The following is a 16,740-nucleotide window of genomic DNA, read 5'->3' as shown; positions in this document are numbered from 1 at the left end:
CGGACGCGCGCGGGCCGGACACGCACAGAAGACGGGCGCATACCCTGCTCCCCTCCCCGACCGCGCGGCCGGGCGGCCGACACTCTCAGGTAATCCCACCGGCACAGCCTGGCACGCGATCCGTCCGGGCGCTGCGATTCCGTACGGAAAAACGGAAAACGGACGCGCGGCCCGGGGGCCCGTACGCCGGGCCCCCGACACTCCGCGCGTCCGACTCCGCGCGTCTGACTCCGTTCGTCGGCGCGAGGAGTCGAGAAGTCGAGGAGTCGAGAAGCCGAGAAGTCAGCGCTTGGCGACGAAGACGTGCGACGCCACCTCGGAGTCCAGCTCCGCCGCCTCCCCGCTGCTGCCGACCAGCACCCCGCCGGGCGACTCCGTCACGCTGACCACGGAACCGGGCTGCACGCCCGCCCGCCGCAGCGTGTACATCAGCTGGGCGTCCGTCTGGATCGGCTCACCGATCCGGCGGACCACCACGGTCTTGCCCTCGGCGCCCGGGTCGAGATCCGAGAGGCTCACCATGCCCTCGTCGAGGAACGGATCGGCCTCGGCCTTCTCGCCCAGCTCCTCCAGACCGGGGATCGGATTCCCGTACGGGGACTCCGTCGGGTGGCGCAGCAGCTCCAGCACCCGCCGCTCCACGGCCTCGCTCATCACGTGTTCCCAGCGACAGGCCTCGGCGTGGACCTGCTCCCACTCCAGGCCGATCACGTCGACCAGCAGGCACTCCGCGAGCCGGTGCTTGCGCATCACCCGGGTCGCCAGCCGGCGCCCTTCGTCCGTCAGCTCCAGATGGCGGTCGCCCGCGACCTGAACCAGGCCGTCGCGCTCCATGCGGGCCACCGTCTGGCTGACCGTCGGACCGCTCTGGTCCAGCCGTTCCGCAATCCGGGCGCGCATGGGGACCACGCCTTCCTCTTCAAGTTCGAGGATGGTGCGGAGATACATCTCCGTTGTGTCGATCAGTCCGGACATTCGTGCCCCTCGATGCAATCGTGCGCTGGCCCTCACCCAATTCTGACGCATACCGCTGACAACCGTGCCTCGTCGGTCCGATGCGGCCCATCGGACCTGGCCGCGCGGGCCCCGTGCGGTATTGACATGTCACTGGTCCAGACCGCAACGTGATCGGCGGTACGGACGCCCCTGGTCACCCACACCCCGCCGGAAAGGCCCTCCTCAGATGAGCGAAAGCAAGCTGGCCGGTCAGTTCTTCGACGCAGCGATCGGCCTGCTGGAGCGGGTGCGCGACGAGGAGTCCGGCAACATCGCGGCAGCCGGTGCGGCCATCGCGGACACCGTCGAGGCCGGGGGGCGGCTCTTCGCCTTCGGCGCCGGGCACTCCTCGCTCGCCGCCCAGGACGTCGTCTACCGCGCGGGCGGGCTCGCCCTGATGAACCTCATGGCCGTCCCCGGCGCCCTCGGGGTCGACGTCATGCCGGCGACCCTGGGCTCCGCGCTGGAGCGGGTCGACGGCCTCGCGGGCGCGGTCCTCGACTCCAGCCCCGCGAAGCCGGGCGACGTACTGGTGATCATCTCGCTGTCCGGGCGCAACGCGCTGCCGGTGGAGATGGCGATGAACGCGCGTGCGCTGGGCCTGAAGGTCATCGGCGTCACCTCGGTCGCGTACGCGGACGGCACCCGGTCCCGGCACAGCTCGGGCGGCTTCCTGCGCGACCACTGCGACATCGTGCTGGACAGCAAGATCGCGATCGGTGACGCGGAGCTGAACGTGGACGGCATCGAGGCACCGTTCGCACCCGCCTCCACGGTGGTCACCAGTGCGGTGATGCAGGCGATGATGGCGGCGGCGGCGGAGCGGCTGCTGGAGCGTGGCGTGGAGCCGCCGTTGCTGCGGTCCGGGAACGTCGACGGCGGCCATGAGTGGAACGGGCGCGTGATGACGCAGTACGCGGACCGGATCTTCTACCGCCACTGACCGCCTGGCGGCGGGTGAGCGGGGCCGCCGGTGAGCGGGGCCCGCGAGGTGAGCGCCCACCCCGGCGGCGGTTCCGTCCTCAAACGCCGGACGGGCCGGGATTGCCGGGGTCGGCGGCCCTCAGCGCCGCGTACAGGTCCACCGACGCCGCGACGCGGTCCGCCACGCTTTCCGCGTACACCGCGTCCGGGCGTTCGAAGGCGGCACGGTGGGCCGAGCGCAGGAACGTCACCACACCCAGCGTCCGGCCCCGGCTCCGCAGCACCGCGCACAGGGCGTGCACCGAGTCGGCCGGCCACTGCCGCCCCGTCGCCCACTCCCCCGCCTCCCCGGCCCCCGCCGTGGCCCGTACCGAGCCCGTGCGGTCCACCGCCTGGAGGGCGGGGTGGCCGGGTGCGTACCGCAGCGGGATGCCGCCGCCCACCACCGGCAGGCACGGCCCCGGCGCGTCCGACGGCGTCGCGGCGGCGCGGACCAGCCGCTCCCCCGCCACCAGGTCGATCAGCGCGTGGTCCGCGAAGCCCGCGAGCGCGTAGTCGAGCGAGGTGGTCGCCGCCTCCATCGGGTCCTCGCACTCGGCCGCGGAGCGCGAGGCCCGGTGCAGCTGGTTCGACCGGAAGCGCGCCCGGTCCGCGTCCTGGGCGGCCAGCTTCGCCTCCGTGATGTCCTGGAACAGCCAGCCGACGCCCAGCGGCACCGGCTCCTCCGCGAGCGGCGAGGCCAGCCGCATGAAACCGCTGCGCCAGCAGCGCCGCCGGCTGCCCTCCGCCGTCCGCAGCGTCACCCACAGCTCGACGGGGGCGGGCGGGTCCCCGGCGGCCAGCACGTGCTGGAGCGCGCCCTCCAGGTCCTCCACGCCCTGCACGATCAGTTCGCCCAGCGGACGCCCCAGCAGGGCCGTGCGGCCGCCGCCCAGCGCGCGGGCGGCGTGGGCGTTGACGACGGTCGGCCGCAGGTCCACATCGACGAGGACCACCCCCCACGACGCGTCCTCGAGCAGCGCCTCGCTCAGCGCGATGGCCCGCTCCAGGTCGATCTGCGCGTGGACCTCGCTGAACGCGCAGTACACCCCGGCCGGCTTCCCGTCCGCGCCGCGCACCCCGGCCGACTGGGTCCGCACCAGAACCCGGCCGCCGTCCTTGCGCAGCAGCGCGAACTCGTGCACCTGCCGCCCCGGCCCGCCCATGACGGCCATCAGCCGCCCCTGGACCTCGCCCGCGTCCGCCCGGCGCACGGCCCATCCGGCGAACCCGGGCTTCCCGACGGCCTCCGCCGCGGACCAGCCGAGAATCCGCTCGGCCTCGCGGTTCCAGTGGGTGACGGTGCCGCCCGCGTCGAAGGCGCAGAGCGCGGCGTCCATTCCGTCGAGCAGGGCCGCCAGCAGCTCGGACCCGGGAATCGCCGCGGGGCCGTCCACCTGCGCCTCCGGGGGTTCGGGGGGCTCCGGCCGTCCCTCCGGGCCTTCCTCGGGCCCGAGAGCGTCGGTGGTTCCGCTGCTCCTGGAAGCACTCATCCCCGTACCCCCTGCAGGACGTGTCCGGCATTACTGCACGTCAGACCATTGAACTCGAACGTGACCCAGCACACAGCGACTTCACCGAAATCAATGACGCGGATAATTCGGTTGTGCGGCCCCGGGGGCGGTTCCTAGGCTGTGGGTACACATGAAGGGAGGTGCTCCGGAAGTGATTTCTTTTCGGACTCGTGAGGTGACTGCGGGCTGACGCCCGTCGTCGCACTCTTTGCAGTGCAAGGCCGGTCGCCGGCCAATCCCAAGCAGTCACCGACCCGCAGGCTCGCCGGTTAGTCCGGCCGGCCCCTCCGCAAGGAGGGTCCAGAGCCTGCGGGTTTCTGCGTGTCCGGGGCCGGGCCCCTCAGGGACACAGCCGCTCGACGCGCCACGCGGCCCCGCCGCCCGCGCCCCCGTCCTCGCCGTCCACATCCACGTCCTCGCGTACGTAGCGCAGCCGGTCGTGCAGCCGGTTCTCGTGGCCCTGCCAGAACTCGATCGCGGCCGGGACGACCCGGAAGCCGCCCCAGTGCGGGGGCGCCGGGATCTGTTCGCCCTCCGGGTAGCGGGCCGACAGCTCCTCGTAGCGCCGCACCAGCTCCTCGCGGGAGCCGATCACCGAGGACTGGTCGCTCGCCCAGGCGCCGAGCTGGGAGCCGTGCGGGCGGGTACGGAAGTAGGCGGCCGTCTCCTCGCGGCCGACGCGGGCCGCGCTGCCGGTGACGATGACCTGGCGGGCCAGCGGGTGCCAGGGGAAGAGCAGCGACACGCGCGGGTTGGCGGCCAGCTCGCGGCCCTTGCGGGACTCGTAGTTGGTGAAGAAGACGAAGCCGCGCTCGTCGTACATCTTCAGCAGCACCGTCCGGGAGGACGGCACGCCGTCGGGCGTCGCCGTGGACACCACCATGGCGTTCGGTTCGTGCAGCATCCCGCCTGCGGCGATCTGCCGGAACCAGCGGGCGAACTGCTGCATGGGGTCTGCGGCCAGATCGTCCTCGGAGAAGCTCTCGGAACGGTACTGCTCGCGCATCGCGGCCGGATCGGTGGTGGAATCGAAGGAGGAATCTGCGGTGGACACACGCTCATCCTGCCGCAGCGGCCGAGTCTGCCCGGCGAGGAGGGTCGTCAACCGTTCCGGGAGGGAACGGGGAGCTGTGCCGGATGTCACGCTTCCCGGTCACGTCGGAACCCGCCAATATCGTGGGGCGGACCGTTCGCGGCCCGCCCGCAGCCGCCGATCCGAGGGAGCCGCCTGATGTCCGACTTCGTACCCGGACTCGAAGGAGTCGTCGCGTTCGAAACGGAGATCGCCGAACCCGACAAGGAAGGCGGTTCGCTCCGCTACCGAGGGGTCGACATCGAGGATCTCGTCGGCCACGTGTCGTTCGGCAACGTCTGGGGGCTGCTGGTCGACGGGGCGTTCAACCCCGGTCTGCCGCCCGCCGAGCCGTTCCCGATCCCGGTCCACTCCGGTGACATCCGGGTGGACGTGCAGTCCGCGCTGGCGATGCTCGCCCCCGTGTGGGGCCTGAAACCCCTCCTGGACATCGACGAGGAGACCGCGCGCAACAACCTTGCGCGGGCCGCCGTCATGGCGCTCTCGTACGTCGCCCAGTCGGCGCGCGGGCAGGGGGTGCCGATGGTCCCGCAGAGCGAGATCGACAAGGCCGGGTCCGTCGTCGAACGGTTCATGATCCGCTGGCGCGGCGAGCCGGACCCCCGCCATGTGAAGGCCGTGGACGCCTACTGGACGTCCGCCGCCGAGCACGGCATGAACGCCTCGACGTTCACCGCCCGCGTCATCGCCTCCACCGGCGCCGACGTGGCCGCCGCGCTGTCCGGCGCGGTGGGGGCCATGTCGGGCCCGCTGCACGGCGGCGCGCCGTCCCGCGTCCTCGGCATGATCGAGGAGATCGAGCGGACCGGGGACGCCACCGCGTACGTGAAGAAGGCCCTGGACAAGGGCGAACGCCTGATGGGCTTCGGGCACCGCGTCTACCGCGCGGAGGACCCCCGCGCCCGCGTGCTCCGGCGCACGGCCGAGGAGCTGGGCGCGCCGCGCTTCGAGGTGGCGCAGGCGCTGGAGAAGGCCGCGCTGGAGGAGCTGCACGCGCGCCGCCCGGACCGGGTGCTGGCGACGAACGTGGAGTTCTGGGCGGCGATCATGCTGGACTTCGCGGAGGTGCCGGCGCACATGTTCACGTCGATGTTCACGTGCGCCCGTACGGCGGGCTGGTCGGCGCACATCCTGGAGCAGAAGCGGACGGGCCGCCTGGTGCGGCCCTCGGCCACGTACACCGGCCCGGGGACGCGCAGCCCGCAGGAGATCCCGGGGTTCGATCAGCTGGCGGACCTGGGCAACTGAGCGGCGATTGAGGGGCGATTGAGCGGCGACCGGGGACGGTCCGGCGACAGCCGGGCCGTCCGTCGCCGCGTTGCCCGTCGTTGCCCGTCGTTGCCCGTCGTTGCCCGTCGTTGCCCGTCATTGCCCGTCGTTGCCCGTCGTTGCCCGTCGCCGCGCCGAGCCGTGCCGCACCCGTCGCATTCCTGTGGCATGCCTGTGTCATTCCCGACCCATTCTGAGATGCGTCTGCTGAACGCACCAGCTGTCGTACGAGGCAGCTCTTCATGCCAGTTAGGTCGAAATGACACACAAGGGACGCATCTTCTTCGCAGCCGCTCTCGCCACCATGGGGCTCGGGCTCACGGCCTGCAATGACGGCGACGACTCGGCATCGGCTCAGGACTCGCCCTCGGCGTCCGCCCCGGCGTCTGCCGACCCGGCGGCGTCCGACTCGGCGGCGGCAGACCCGAGCAGCCCGTCCGCGGACCCCGGCGACGCCGGTGGCGCTCCGGCCGGGGGCGACACGACCGCGCCGGGCACGAAGCTCAAGGTCGGCGAGAAGGCGGTGCTGCCCTTCAAGTACGGGACCGACAAGAAGGGCACCATCGCCGTGACCGTCACGGCGATCGAGAAGGGCGCCGAGGCCGACATGGCCGGATTCGGCGCGAAGGCGAAGGGCATGACGCCCTACTACATCCGTATGAAGGTGGAGAACGTCGGCGGCACCGACCTCTCGTACGCGTCGCTGAGGCTGCGCGGCGAGCTGGCCGACGGCGGCCCCACGGGCATCGTCCTGATCGGTGACCTCCCGGGCAAGTGCGACAGCGAATCAGCACCCAGCGAATTCACCACCAAGGGCGCGTCGTACGAGACCTGCTCGCTCAGCGCCACGAAGACCACGCCCATCGCGGCCGCCTCGTTCGACGAGGGCGACGCGTACAGCGACAGCCCGGTCCTCTGGACCAGCTGACCCGTTCCCGCGTCCGCGCGCCGGGCATCTCGTCCCCGACGACATGCCCGGCCGACGGCTGCCTGCCTTCGGGCGCCGGCGCGCGGGCCCAAAGGGACAGCTGTGGAGGGTGTCAGAGGATCTCGATGTCCTTGACCCGCGGCGGGTTGTTCGGGAACGTGATGTCGGTCCACCGGTTGATGCGGACCGAGTCGCCGTTCGCGTCGTAGTAGATGAGGTCGTTGTTGCCCGTCGAGATGCGGTCGACCCACCAACTGCCGAAGCCGGTCCGGCCCTTGTTGGCGTAGCAGTCCACGCTGGTACGGCCGTCCAGGTGGGACCAGACCTTCAGGAAGTTCTCCCCGCCGCGGCACTCGACGTGGTCGATGGCGAAGGCGTTGCTCGTGGGCATGACCATCGTGACCGCAGCGGTGGCGGCGATCGCCACGCCCAGGGAACGGGCGACCCTCTTCGTCCTTGAAATCACAGGAACTCCTTTTCGTCGGGCATTCGATATTCGATACTCGGCGCTCGAACGGGAGAGCTGCGTCAGGACCGGGCGAACGAAGACACGTCGAAAACCCATTCGCCTGACTCGAATTGCCGCCGTTTCTGCTCTCCCTTTCTCGCCTTACGAAGATCGCTCAGGGTGACTGCACATAGCAATCACCCACGACTCCCCGGTCCTGAAATGAACCCTTAAATGTCCAGATCGAGACGTGAGGGCGCTTTGCCGTCTTTCTAGGAGTTGGACCAGTTCCTGGTGGAGAGCACCAGGAGATATCCGTCCGGGTCCTGGATCGTCACGCCCCAGGTGTCCCAGTACGGATTGTGCGCGGGCACCCGCTTGCCGCCGTGCTGTTCGAGCCGCTCCACGAGGGGGTCCGGCACCGGTTCGCCGAGGTAGACGACCAGCAGGTCCTCCGGGGTGGGGCGCGGGTCCGTGGGGGCGGCGGGGTCGTGGACGAGTTCGAGGTGCCAGGCCGCGTCGGGCCACCCGACCATCAGCAGCGAGTGCCGGCCCGGTGTGCCGTCGGCCTCGTGCCGGTACTGGACGCCGAGCCCGAGCCCGGAGACCCAGAAGCGTTCCGCCGCCCGGAGGTCGCGGGAGGGGCGGGCGATGCGTATGTGCGCCGTGGCGTCGACCGGCATGGGGCAGCCTCCTGGGGTGTTCGCGTCGGCCGCTCGACCTGGGTCGACTGTCGGAGGGGCCGTCCAGCGTGCTCTGCATGATGGATTGAATACGTCGCCCGCTCCCGCGGTTGTGCCCACCGGACGCGGAACTCGTCGTCGTCGTGACGGATGCGGGGGCGTGAAGGGGTTTATCGCGTAAGGCTATTCCGGCCGCCCGTTCGCGCTCCCGCTCCCGTTCCCGAAGTCGAAGTCCTCCACGAAGTAGCTGTCGTGCCGGATACGGAACTCCTTCAGCTCCCCGGGGCCGCGCCGCGACATCTCCGCGACCCGCTCGAAGTACTCCTCACGCGGGGAGCCCGGGGAGAAGAGCATGAGCATGGACATGGGGGCGTCGGTCACGTTCTTGAAGGCGTGCAGACCGCCGACCGGCACGTACAGGAAGTCGCCCTCGCGGCCGGTGACCCACTTCTCTCCATTGAAGAGCTCCAGTTCGCCGGAGAGAATGTAGAAGGACTCCGACATCGCCCGGTGGAAGTGCGTCTTCGCACCTGCCGAATGAGGCCCCAACACACCTTTGTAGAGCCCGAATTCGCCGCCCGTCGATTCCTGCGTGGCGAGGTAGCTGGTCGATCCGACCGGCGACGAGACCTCCGGCGGGGTGTCGGCCGGACGGAAGAACGCGTTCACCTCACCCTCGGCACCGTGGTAGCGGGGCTCCGGGTACCGCATGTTCTCGATGGACGACATCACGCACTCCCTCTTGGCAGGTTCACCGCAAGAATGTCCGCCCGCTCCGGGGTGCCGCATCGGGCCCGCGACCGATCCTCGCGGACCCTGGGGCCGAGGTCCGGCGACCTAGAACCACGGGCGGGTGTCGTGCGTGGGCAGCGGCCGCAGTTTCGGCCAGCATTCCAACAGACGCACGGCCAAGGCGGAGCTGAGGCGGCCCACGGCGTGCAGATGATCGTGGCCGCGGGTCATGTCGGCGACCACGCCGAGGCGGTGGACGAGCCGCTCGCGGGCAGAGATGTAGCCCCACTCGAAGTCCTCGGTGGGTACCCGAGCGAGCTGGTCGACCGTCCCGCGGTGGGCCCGCTCGACGAGCGCGTCTCCCTGGATCAGCCAGCCGGCGCACGCGTCGGCCAGGTCGCCCGGCACATCCCTGCCCGTGAGTCCGCGCCAGGTGGTCCGGTAGATGTCCTCCACCTCCGCGAGCGGAGCCGCGGTGACCGACATCGCGCACCAGCAGGTGGGGAAGCCGATCCGGAAGTAGGCGAGTTCGACCAGTCCGTTGCCGAGCGAGGCCCGTTCGAAGTCGACGAAACGGACACCGTCGGTGGTGCGCAGGTCGTTGCCGGGGCACGGGTCGCCGTGCAGCAGCGCATGATGCGGCGTGGGGTCCAACCGGTCCAGAAGAGCGGCGAGTTCATCGAGCACCCCGGACGGGACGGGCACGTCGAGCGACCGGGCCAGGGCGAGGAAGGATTCCGCGTCGGCGGCCGTGGGCCCCGACCAGGCCGGGAGCGCGCCCGCGTCGTCGGGTCCGGTCAGGGCGTGCAGCCGGGCGAGCGACTCGGCGTACCCAGGCATCCAGTCGTCCGTCTTGCCGAGGTCATCCAGGTGATCGAGGACCATCACCCGCGCGGGCACGTCCGTGGCGATCACCGCTGGAGCCACGGCGGGCCCGGTCGCCCGCCCCGCCAGGCGCAGCCCGGCGACCTCCCGCGCGAAGCGCGTGTCGGCGTCGGCGCCTGTGTCCCCGCCATCGGTGATCTGCTTGACGATCACCAGACTCCGGTCGGCCAGCCGGACCCGCCACACCCGTGACCGCGGACTGCTGTCCAGAAGTTTGCTCTGCCTCGGAATGCCCACGGTGGAGCGCAGCGCATCGTCGAACGGAAGCCGCTTCAGCATGCGGGCGAGCCTAGCCGTAACTCCATACACGTGCGGGGGCCATGGCCGGGTCCGATCCCAGTTCTCAAACACGCTCTGGACCGGCGACTCCTGGCCGGCTGTGGTGGCAAACAGGAAGCCCTGCCTTTGAGGTGTTGCCTGCTCGTGGTCTCAGCTCCGGCCTCTTCGAGCCCACCGGCCCCTTACGTCCGAGGCCCCCGACGGGGAGAGGTGCGTCGGGTGGTGCCCACTCGCTCACCAGCTGATCCGCCAACAGCTCACGCCACCAACGTCCTGACCCGCAACAAGCGCTTCCGGACCCGGACGCTGGCTCGCGACTGGCGACCTCCCGTCGAACAGACCTGCTCAGCAAGCCAGTTGGGCAAGGGCCAGCGTGTGCGCCCGGCCGAGGGAGTCGGCGGCGGCGCAGGGGACGTCCGGCTGGACACCGACGCCCTCCCAGTTCGTGCCGGATACGGGGTTGATGGCGCGGCCGAAGGGGACGGTGGCCTCCAGGTGCGGGTGCACGGTCCAGCCCTGGCACGGGTGCGCGCCGCCCCGGGTGCTCTCGCCGACGACCACGGCGCGGCCGAGCTGCTGGAGGTCGTACGCCAGCTCCTCGGCGGCGGAGAAGGTGCTTTCGCCGGTCAGCACGTACACCGGCTTCCTGCCGCCGAAGCGCGCGCCGGGAACGTACGGCGGGCTCCACGACTGCTCGGTGCGCTCGCCGCCGCGCCAGTACATGGAGTTGAGGTGGGTGCGCTCGTCCAGCAGGTAACCGCAGACGAAGGCCACCGTGTCCGGGTCGCCGCCCCGGTTGCCGCGCAGGTCCACGATCAGCGCCTCGGCGCGGGAGGCCAGGGTGAGGGCGGCGCTCAGCGGTTCGGCGGCCCACTCCAGCGGGAACAGCATCGGAGCCAGCTCCACCACGGCGACCCCTCCGTCGAGCAGCTCCAGCCGGGGCGCACCGCCCAGCGAGGTGTCGAAGTCCCGGCGCATCGCCTCCAGCGTGGCCGCCCCCTCCTTCGGGGGCACCGGCTCCGCGTGGTGCTTCAGTCTCAGGTGCCGGTCGCCGTTGACGGACTGCAGGTCCGCGGTGACCAGACGGGACAGCTCCTCGGCGTCCTCGACGTCGTACGCGCCCTCGGCCAGGCGTAGTTGGAGCAGGCCCGCTATCTGTTCGGCAGCCTCGGGGAAGACGTAGCGCTCGGTCAGGAGCCGGACCGTCTCGTCGATCACGTGGGCGGGCTGAAGCTTCGTCGGTGTCGTCATGGGAGGGAGTACAGCACCCCACTTGCGAAAGCGTCAAAGCTTTTAGACACTTTCGGTATGCGAGATCAGCCTTCCCACTCACCGCCCCCCGAGGACGTCCTGGAGATCGGCGCGCCCGAGCAGTTCGCCGCCCTCGCCCACCCGTTGCGGCAGCGGCTGCTCTTCGCCCTGGGCCACCGGCCCGCCACCGTCAGCCGGCTCGCGGCGCAGCTCGACGCGAAGAAGGGCAACGTCGCCCATCACCTCAAGGTGCTCCGCGAGGCCGGGCTGATCCACATCGCGGAGACCCGCCAGGTCCGCGGCGGCACCGAGCAGTACTACCAGCGCACGGCCCGCCACATGGTCGTCGCCGAACCGCAGGCGGCCGGCACCGCCGCGATGCTCGCCGCAGTCGCCCAGGAGCTGGACCGCTCCCCCGTCGAACCCCACCTGACCCTGCGCCACTTGCGTCTCAGCCCCGCGAAGGCGAAGCAACTCGGAGAGGCCCTCGCCGGACTGGTCGACGACGCCGAGGACGGGGCGGACGGCGGGACGGAGGACGGGGCGCAAGGCGGGGCGGAAGGCGGGGATGAACAGCCTGTGCACGGTGCGTTGGTGGTGCTCTACCAGCAGGCTTCGCCGACCGGCTCCACCGCACCCGGCTCCGCCACGCCCGGCTAGGGCGACCCCGGAGTGGCGGCTTCGGGCACCCCTGGCGCTACCGCCTCAGGCACGTCACCGCAGCGCGTCGGCCTGCGCGCGGGCGCGTTCGATGTCGGGGACGTGGCGCTCGGCCCATTCCCGTACGGCACGGAGCGGCATGAGCAGTGACCGGCCGAGGTCGGTGAGGGCGTATTCGACATGCGGGGGGTTCGCGGGGATCTCCGTGCGGGAGACCAGACCGTCGTACTCCATCGCGCGAAGCGTCTCGATGAGCGCCTTCGGCGTGATCCCCCTTACATGTGACTTGAGTTGAGTGAATCGCATCGGGCCGGCGTCCAGCGCGTTCACGACGAACACCGTCCAGCGCGCCCCGATCCGGTTCAGGACGGTGCGACTGGGGCAGGTCGCGGCCATGACGTTGTAGGCCTTGCTCATGCATGCCTCCCGGTAGCGTTGTGTATACCGGTATACAATCTATACCGTCCACGCTGTGAACGCTTCCGGTCTCGCGACCCATCCCGTGACAGCTCCACACCGCCGCTTCCTCGCGGCGATCGTCATCGACTCGATCGGCACCGGCGCCTTCGTCCCCGTTTCGATGCTGTACTTCCTGGCCACGACTTCACTGACGACGGTGCAGGTAGGTGCGGCGCTGACGACGGCCGGGCTGCTGGCGCTTCCTGCCGGACCGCTGGTCGGCGGACTGGTCGACCGGTACGGCGCAAAGCCGGTACTGCTGGCGGCGAACCTGGCCCAGGCACTCGGCTTCGCGGGGTACCTCGTCGCCGGCCAGACATGGCAGATCGTCCTCTTCGCCTGGTTGAACAGCGCCGGCCGGGCGGTGTTCTTCGGCTGCTACGGAGTGACCGTCACGGCCCTGGCCGCACCGGGCCGGCGCGAGCACTGGTTCGGCCTGCTGGGGTCGGTACGCAACCTCGGCTACGCACTCGGCGGGCTCCTCTCCGCCGTGGCCGTCACGATCGGCACTCACGGCGGCTATGCGACGGTCGTGGTCGTCAACGCCCTCTCCTACCTCGCCGCATTCGCCCTGTTGCAGGCGGTGCCGAACGCCCGCCCCGAGCCCGGCCAAGCTGCGGCTGGAGGTTGGCCGCGCGTGCTCCGGGACCGGAAATACCTGGTACTCGTCGCACATCAACTCTGCTTCGCCGCCTCGTTGTTCGTCCTCAACATCGCGATACCGGTCTACGCCGTGAACGTACTGGGACTGCCGGGCTGGACCGCCGGAGTGGTCTTCACGCTCAACACCCTGATGGTCGGATTCGGCCAGGGCATCGTGGTCAGGTGGCTCCACGGGCGGATCCGCAGCCGCGTTCTCATCGCCGCTCACGCCTGCTTCGCGGCCGGCTACCTCCTGTTCCTCGCGGCAGACCGAATGGCTGTGCTGGCCCTCGCGATCGCCGTCGTGTTGCTCGGCACCGGCAGCTACACCTTCGGGGAGATCCTCGGCGGCCCCGTCACATCGACCGCTGCCGCGGAGAGCGCCCCGGATGCTCTGCGTGGACGTTACTTGGCCCTCAACCAGCTCGCCGTGACCGCAGCAGGAGCGGTCGCTCCGGTCGCGCTATCCGGATTGCTGTCCACCGGGGCAGCCGCGATCTGGCTGACCCTGGTCGGCGTCAGCATCCTCGGAGCCGCGCTCGCCGCCGCAATCGGGAGGACAGTGCCAGCGGCGCGGAACCGCGTCGGGGGCGTCTAGGGCGGGGAGACCCTCAAGAGGACAGCGGGGCTCGCAGGAGCACCACAGCACCCGCAGCACCGACGAGCAGATCGGCCCGGCCGGGGCAGACAGCCGACGGGATTGGATACTGGCCCTCAACGCAGGCACGGACGAGGAGCATGACCAATGACCAGCGACAATCGCATAGGGCCGCCCAATTTTGGCAGTGAACGCGACATGCTGCGGGCTTTCCTCGACTACCACCGCGCAACCCTCGCCATGAAGTGCGAAGGGCTCACCGACGAGGAGCTGCGACAGCAGTCGGTGCCGCCGTCCACGCTCTCGCTGCTCGGTCTGGTGCGGCACATGGCGGAGGTGGAGCGTGCTTGGTTCCGTCGACCGTTCGAGGACAACGACGCGCCCATGGTCTGGTCCGACAAGGTCGACTTCCAGGCGGCGTACGACGCGAGCGCGTCGACCAGGCACGAGGCGTTCGCCGCCTGGGATGCCGAGGTGGAGAACTCGCGCCGTATCGAGCGGGAGGCCGAGTCCCTGGACCAGGCCGGGTATCAACCGCGATGGGACGAGGAGGTGTCCCTGCGGATGGTGATGGTGCACGTGCTTCTGGAGTACGGCCGCCACAACGGCCACGCGGACATTCTGCGTGAGGGTGTCGACGGGACCGTGGGCGCCTGAGTCCGCAGGAGTTGGGCTTCACCTCCGGCGTCGATGCCGCCGGCCGCCTCCGACAACGGGCACCGGCGGCTGGGGCAGCGACTCAGCGGGCCACGTGTGCGGTGAACGCGGCCCAGGCGGTGGGCGGGAGCGACAGCTCCGGGCCGTCCGGGTTCTTGGAGTCGCGGACGTGTACGGCGGCGGTGTGCGCGGCGACTTCGACGCAGGCGCCGCCTTCGTCACCGCTGTGGCTGGACTTCTGCCAGGCGTAGCCGACTTCGAGGCACTGGCCGCCCTCGCTGCCGCTGTAGCTGGACTTCCGCCACTCGTAGGCGACTTCAAGGCACTGCCCGCCCTCATCACCGCTGTAGCTGGACTTGAACCACGCGCGTGCAGTGCTCATTGAACTCCCAGCTCTCCCAGCAGACGGTCCAGCAGGCCCAGGGTCTCTTCGGGGCTGAGGGCCTGAGCTCGCAGCATCGCATATTTCTGGGCCAGGATGCTGATCTCATCTGGGTCGGCGACGAGCAGGCTGCCTCGCTGGGTCTCGGAGTAGGCGACGTGTTGAAAGTCGGGTGTTTCCAGGAGTGTGAAGGGACCGTTCAGCCCGGCATGGGCGCGGTGGCTCAGCGGGAGAATCTGGAGGCTCACGCCCGGCAGCATCGCGCACGCACGCAGGTGGCGGAGCTGCTCCACATGCTCCTCGTCGCTGACGAGTTGCAGCCTCACCACCGGCTCCCAGATGACGAAACTGACGGTCGGCGGCTCGACGCGGTGCAGGATCTCCTGGCGTTCCAGTCGCGAGGCGGTCTGAATCGCGATCTTCTCCTCGCTGAACGCGGGCACCCTGTTACGGAAGACCGCCCGTGCGTAGGCCTCGGTCTGGAGGAGTCCGGGCAGGACCTGGTTGTCGTACCAGGAGAGGGCAAGCGCCGTCCGTTCCAGGTCCATGTACTGCTCGGCCCAGGCGGGTACGAGATCGACCTCCGGCATGTACTCCACCGCCGTGGCCAGTGCGCCCTTCGTCTCCAGCAGCTCGTCCAGCCGCTCTGCCAGATCCGGGAGGAGCGAGCGGCGGCCCTGCTCGATGGAGGCGATCGTCTCCACCTGCACCCGCGCCAAATCGGCGAGTTGGGCCTGCGTCAGTCCGGCTGCGATGCGGAAACGTCCGAGCAGTTTGCCCACGAGCTTCATGGCCGACGCGTTCTTGCGCTGTCGATTCCTGGGGTGCATACGGTCCTCAATCCCACCCATGTCCGTGATCCACGCCTTGTCGCACCCGTACAAAGAATCTGTACGGGTGCGACAAGGCTGCTGGCTCGAAACTCGCAGCTCGGGGGTCGAGCCTCGGGCTTCGAGAAGGGCGGTTCACTCGTTCGAGCGTACGAAGGGGCGGGGTGGGCCCGGAGCTTGAGGCTTGGGATTCGAGCGTCGAGCCACGAGCCACGAGGTTCGAGCGCCTTCTTTTAACCGGTAGGGAAAGAAGGGTGGTTGGGAAAACCTCCCGACCTCCCTGACCCGTCACGGACAGCAAGTATGACTAATGGTGACAGCTTGCGACGCTGCGTCGCGACTGTCTACGGTGCGAGAACGAAGCGACCCCGACGCGGTGTTCCAACACCGGCCGGGGTCTGACCTCAAGATCGCAAGAAGAAGGATCGATCTCGTGGCTGTTCAGAACTGTAATCCCGCGCTGTCCGCGTCCGCAGTGTCGCCCCCGTACCCGATGGCCCATCCCGGTTACGGCAAGCGAGCCGTCTCGGATCAACGCCCGCCCCATGCCGATGACTTCGCGCTGCTGCCCTTCCGGGAGCGGTACGTCGCCGGGTTCATCGAGCGGCTGCCCGAGGGCGCCGCGATGAGCGTGAAGTGCCTCGCCAAGCAGCTCCCGCTCTACGGGCAGCAGGCCATCAGCTCCGCGCTGACCGCGCTGTCGGTCGCCGGGCACCTGCGGCGGGTGCGGTGCGCGGTCGGTGACGGCGACGAGGTGCGCTGGGTCTTCCGGACGTACTGGTCGCGGACCGCCCACGACAACGAGTGGTGGGCGAACCGCCTCGCCCCCGCGCCGGTGCGGGAGTCCGTACCTGTTGCTGCACCCGTATCCGTATCTGTTCCCATGCCCGATCCCGTGCCCGATCCGGTGCGGGAAGCGGTGCCTGCGCCCGCGCCCGCGCCGGTACGAGAACCGCAGCCCCAGCGCTCCACCCCCTCCCCCGCCTACCTCGCGCTGGCCGGGCTCGGGAGGGTCGACGCACGCCTCGCGCTCTCCGCCGCCGACTGCACGGCCCTGGAAGCCCTGGCCGAGCAGTGGTTCGCACGCGGCGTGGACGCCGACTACCTGACCGGCGCGCTCACCGCCGGACTCCCCGCCCGCGTCGACTCACCGGTCGGCCTCGTCCGCCACCGCCTCGCCGGCAAGATCCCGCCCGCACTCCCGACCGCCCCCACACCGCCGCCCGCCGGAACCCCCGCCCGGCGCGTGATGATGGAGTGCACCGAATGCGGCACCCCCGGCCGCCCCGAAGCCCTCCCCGACGGCCTCTGCCAACCCTGCCGACAGCCCGCGACACCCACCGCCACCCCTGTCGCCGCGCCGCCCGCCGAACGCGACGTCACGCAACTCGTGGCCGGACTCCGCGACCTCCTCAAGTCACCCTGAGAAGGCTTTGTGGTCTCCTCGACGCGGCGGTCTCTTTCGCGTGGT

At 70.2% G+C, this 16,740-nt stretch carries 18 protein-coding genes; 7 read left to right on the top strand and 11 right to left on the bottom strand.

What is annotated here, in order from left to right:
• Positions 1–282: 282 nt before the first annotated feature.
• On the bottom strand, positions 283–975 hold the full coding sequence (locus OG892_RS23330) for a metal-dependent transcriptional regulator (RefSeq protein ID WP_073732829.1): 693 nt from the start codon (positions 973–975) through the stop codon (positions 283–285).
• Positions 976–1,183: 208 nt separating this feature from the next.
• Between OG892_RS23330 and OG892_RS23325 the strand changes: the two genes are divergently transcribed.
• Positions 1,184–1,939 (top strand): SIS domain-containing protein, encoded by a 756-nt coding sequence (locus OG892_RS23325; RefSeq protein ID WP_073732830.1) that lies wholly within the window; start codon positions 1,184–1,186, stop codon positions 1,937–1,939.
• A 79-nt stretch (positions 1,940–2,018) separates the two neighbouring features.
• Here the strand turns inward: OG892_RS23325 and OG892_RS23320 are convergent, their stop codons facing one another.
• Positions 2,019–3,452 (bottom strand): PAS domain-containing protein, encoded by a 1,434-nt coding sequence (locus OG892_RS23320; protein WP_073732831.1) that lies wholly within the window; start codon positions 3,450–3,452, stop codon positions 2,019–2,021.
• 361 nt (positions 3,453–3,813) lie between these two features.
• Complete coding sequence (gene pdxH, locus OG892_RS23315; protein WP_328868394.1) at positions 3,814–4,479, bottom strand: pyridoxamine 5'-phosphate oxidase; 666 nt, start codon at positions 4,477–4,479, stop codon at positions 3,814–3,816.
• A 225-nt stretch (positions 4,480–4,704) separates the two neighbouring features.
• Between pdxH and OG892_RS23310 the strand changes: the two genes are divergently transcribed.
• On the top strand, positions 4,705–5,814 hold the full coding sequence (locus OG892_RS23310; protein ID WP_073732832.1) for a citrate synthase 2: 1,110 nt from the start codon (positions 4,705–4,707) through the stop codon (positions 5,812–5,814).
• Positions 5,815–6,094: 280 nt separating this feature from the next.
• The gene (locus OG892_RS23305; RefSeq protein ID WP_371630195.1) at positions 6,095–6,763 is read left to right on the top strand and encodes a hypothetical protein; all 669 of its coding nucleotides are present in this window, start codon (positions 6,095–6,097) and stop codon (positions 6,761–6,763) included.
• Between the two features lie 112 nt (positions 6,764–6,875).
• Here OG892_RS23305 and OG892_RS23300 read toward each other — a convergent pair whose 3' ends face one another.
• The 5 genes from OG892_RS23300 to OG892_RS23280 form a co-directional block, all read right to left on the bottom strand.
• On the bottom strand, positions 6,876–7,229 hold the full coding sequence (locus OG892_RS23300; protein WP_073732834.1) for a beta/gamma crystallin domain-containing protein: 354 nt from the start codon (positions 7,227–7,229) through the stop codon (positions 6,876–6,878).
• A gap of 254 nt (positions 7,230–7,483) precedes the next feature.
• Positions 7,484–7,894 (bottom strand): VOC family protein, encoded by a 411-nt coding sequence (locus tag OG892_RS23295; protein ID WP_327338414.1) that lies wholly within the window; start codon positions 7,892–7,894, stop codon positions 7,484–7,486.
• 183 nt (positions 7,895–8,077) lie between these two features.
• A complete protein-coding gene (locus OG892_RS23290) occupies positions 8,078–8,623 on the bottom strand; it encodes a cupin domain-containing protein (protein WP_371630194.1) in 546 nt (181 codons plus the stop codon).
• A 108-nt stretch (positions 8,624–8,731) separates the two neighbouring features.
• A complete protein-coding gene (locus OG892_RS23285; RefSeq protein WP_371630193.1) occupies positions 8,732–9,790 on the bottom strand; it encodes a phosphotransferase family protein in 1,059 nt (352 codons plus the stop codon).
• Positions 9,791–10,135: 345 nt separating this feature from the next.
• Positions 10,136–11,041: a S41 family peptidase gene (locus tag OG892_RS23280; RefSeq protein ID WP_371630192.1), complete on the bottom strand. Its 906-nt coding sequence runs from the start codon at positions 11,039–11,041 to the stop codon at positions 10,136–10,138.
• Positions 11,042–11,098: 57 nt separating this feature from the next.
• Here OG892_RS23280 and OG892_RS23275 point away from each other — a divergent pair, with 57 nt between their 5' ends.
• A complete protein-coding gene (locus tag OG892_RS23275) occupies positions 11,099–11,701 on the top strand; it encodes an ArsR/SmtB family transcription factor (protein ID WP_371630191.1) in 603 nt (200 codons plus the stop codon).
• 54 nt (positions 11,702–11,755) lie between these two features.
• Here OG892_RS23275 and OG892_RS23270 read toward each other — a convergent pair whose 3' ends face one another.
• Positions 11,756–12,118, bottom strand: coding sequence for a helix-turn-helix domain-containing protein (locus OG892_RS23270; RefSeq protein ID WP_363222374.1), 363 nt, complete (start codon positions 12,116–12,118; stop codon positions 11,756–11,758).
• A gap of 55 nt (positions 12,119–12,173) precedes the next feature.
• Between OG892_RS23270 and OG892_RS23265 the strand changes: the two genes are divergently transcribed.
• Positions 12,174–13,400 carry an MFS transporter gene (locus tag OG892_RS23265; RefSeq protein ID WP_371630190.1) on the top strand — a complete coding sequence of 409 codons (1,227 nt, stop codon included), beginning with the start codon at positions 12,174–12,176 and terminating at the stop codon, positions 13,398–13,400.
• A 147-nt stretch (positions 13,401–13,547) separates the two neighbouring features.
• On the top strand, positions 13,548–14,057 hold the full coding sequence (locus OG892_RS23260) for a DinB family protein (protein ID WP_073732840.1): 510 nt from the start codon (positions 13,548–13,550) through the stop codon (positions 14,055–14,057).
• 82 nt (positions 14,058–14,139) lie between these two features.
• On the opposite strand, the gene OG892_RS23255 is transcribed toward OG892_RS23260, so the two are convergent.
• Positions 14,140–14,439: a DUF397 domain-containing protein gene (locus OG892_RS23255; protein ID WP_371630189.1), complete on the bottom strand. Its 300-nt coding sequence runs from the start codon at positions 14,437–14,439 to the stop codon at positions 14,140–14,142.
• Positions 14,436–15,230, bottom strand: coding sequence for a Scr1 family TA system antitoxin-like transcriptional regulator (locus OG892_RS23250; protein WP_371631673.1), 795 nt, complete (start codon positions 15,228–15,230; stop codon positions 14,436–14,438). Before OG892_RS23250 ends, OG892_RS23255 begins: the two co-directional genes overlap by 4 nt.
• A gap of 472 nt (positions 15,231–15,702) precedes the next feature.
• On the opposite strand from OG892_RS23250, the gene OG892_RS23245 reads away from it, so the two are divergent.
• On the top strand, positions 15,703–16,695 hold the full coding sequence (locus OG892_RS23245; RefSeq protein WP_371630188.1) for a MarR family transcriptional regulator: 993 nt from the start codon (positions 15,703–15,705) through the stop codon (positions 16,693–16,695).
• The last annotated feature ends 45 nt before the right edge of the window (positions 16,696–16,740 follow it).

This window comes from Streptomyces sp. NBC_00341, from assembly GCF_041435055.1.
In the GTDB taxonomy this organism is placed as follows: Bacteria; Actinomycetota; Actinomycetes; order Streptomycetales; family Streptomycetaceae; genus Streptomyces.
Note: the sequence above shows the minus strand (reverse complement) of the source record. Positions and strands in the feature narration are given on the sequence as shown.

Coding starts and splice junctions, on each gene's coding strand:
- pdxH (WP_328868394.1), bottom strand. CDS start 4,479: ATGCGCGAGCAGTACCGTTCCGAGAGCTTCTCCGAGGACGATCTGGCC.
- OG892_RS23250 (WP_371631673.1), bottom strand. CDS start 15,230: ATGAAGCTCGTGGGCAAACTGCTCGGACGTTTCCGCATCGCAGCCGGA.
- OG892_RS23280 (WP_371630192.1), bottom strand. CDS start 11,041: ATGACGACACCGACGAAGCTTCAGCCCGCCCACGTGATCGACGAGACG.
- OG892_RS23270 (WP_363222374.1), bottom strand. CDS start 12,118: ATGAGCAAGGCCTACAACGTCATGGCCGCGACCTGCCCCAGTCGCACC.
- OG892_RS23310 (WP_073732832.1), top strand. CDS start 4,705: ATGTCCGACTTCGTACCCGGACTCGAAGGAGTCGTCGCGTTCGAAACG.
- OG892_RS23255 (WP_371630189.1), bottom strand. CDS start 14,439: ATGAGCACTGCACGCGCGTGGTTCAAGTCCAGCTACAGCGGTGATGAG.
- OG892_RS23275 (WP_371630191.1), top strand. CDS start 11,099: ATGCGAGATCAGCCTTCCCACTCACCGCCCCCCGAGGACGTCCTGGAG.
- OG892_RS23330 (WP_073732829.1), bottom strand. CDS start 975: ATGTCCGGACTGATCGACACAACGGAGATGTATCTCCGCACCATCCTC.
- OG892_RS23305 (WP_371630195.1), top strand. CDS start 6,095: ATGACACACAAGGGACGCATCTTCTTCGCAGCCGCTCTCGCCACCATG.
- OG892_RS23325 (WP_073732830.1), top strand. CDS start 1,184: ATGAGCGAAAGCAAGCTGGCCGGTCAGTTCTTCGACGCAGCGATCGGC.
- OG892_RS23260 (WP_073732840.1), top strand. CDS start 13,548: ATGACCAGCGACAATCGCATAGGGCCGCCCAATTTTGGCAGTGAACGC.
- OG892_RS23295 (WP_327338414.1), bottom strand. CDS start 7,894: ATGCCGGTCGACGCCACGGCGCACATACGCATCGCCCGCCCCTCCCGC.
- OG892_RS23320 (WP_073732831.1), bottom strand. CDS start 3,452: ATGAGTGCTTCCAGGAGCAGCGGAACCACCGACGCTCTCGGGCCCGAG.
- OG892_RS23285 (WP_371630193.1), bottom strand. CDS start 9,790: ATGCTGAAGCGGCTTCCGTTCGACGATGCGCTGCGCTCCACCGTGGGC.
- OG892_RS23290 (WP_371630194.1), bottom strand. CDS start 8,623: ATGTCGTCCATCGAGAACATGCGGTACCCGGAGCCCCGCTACCACGGT.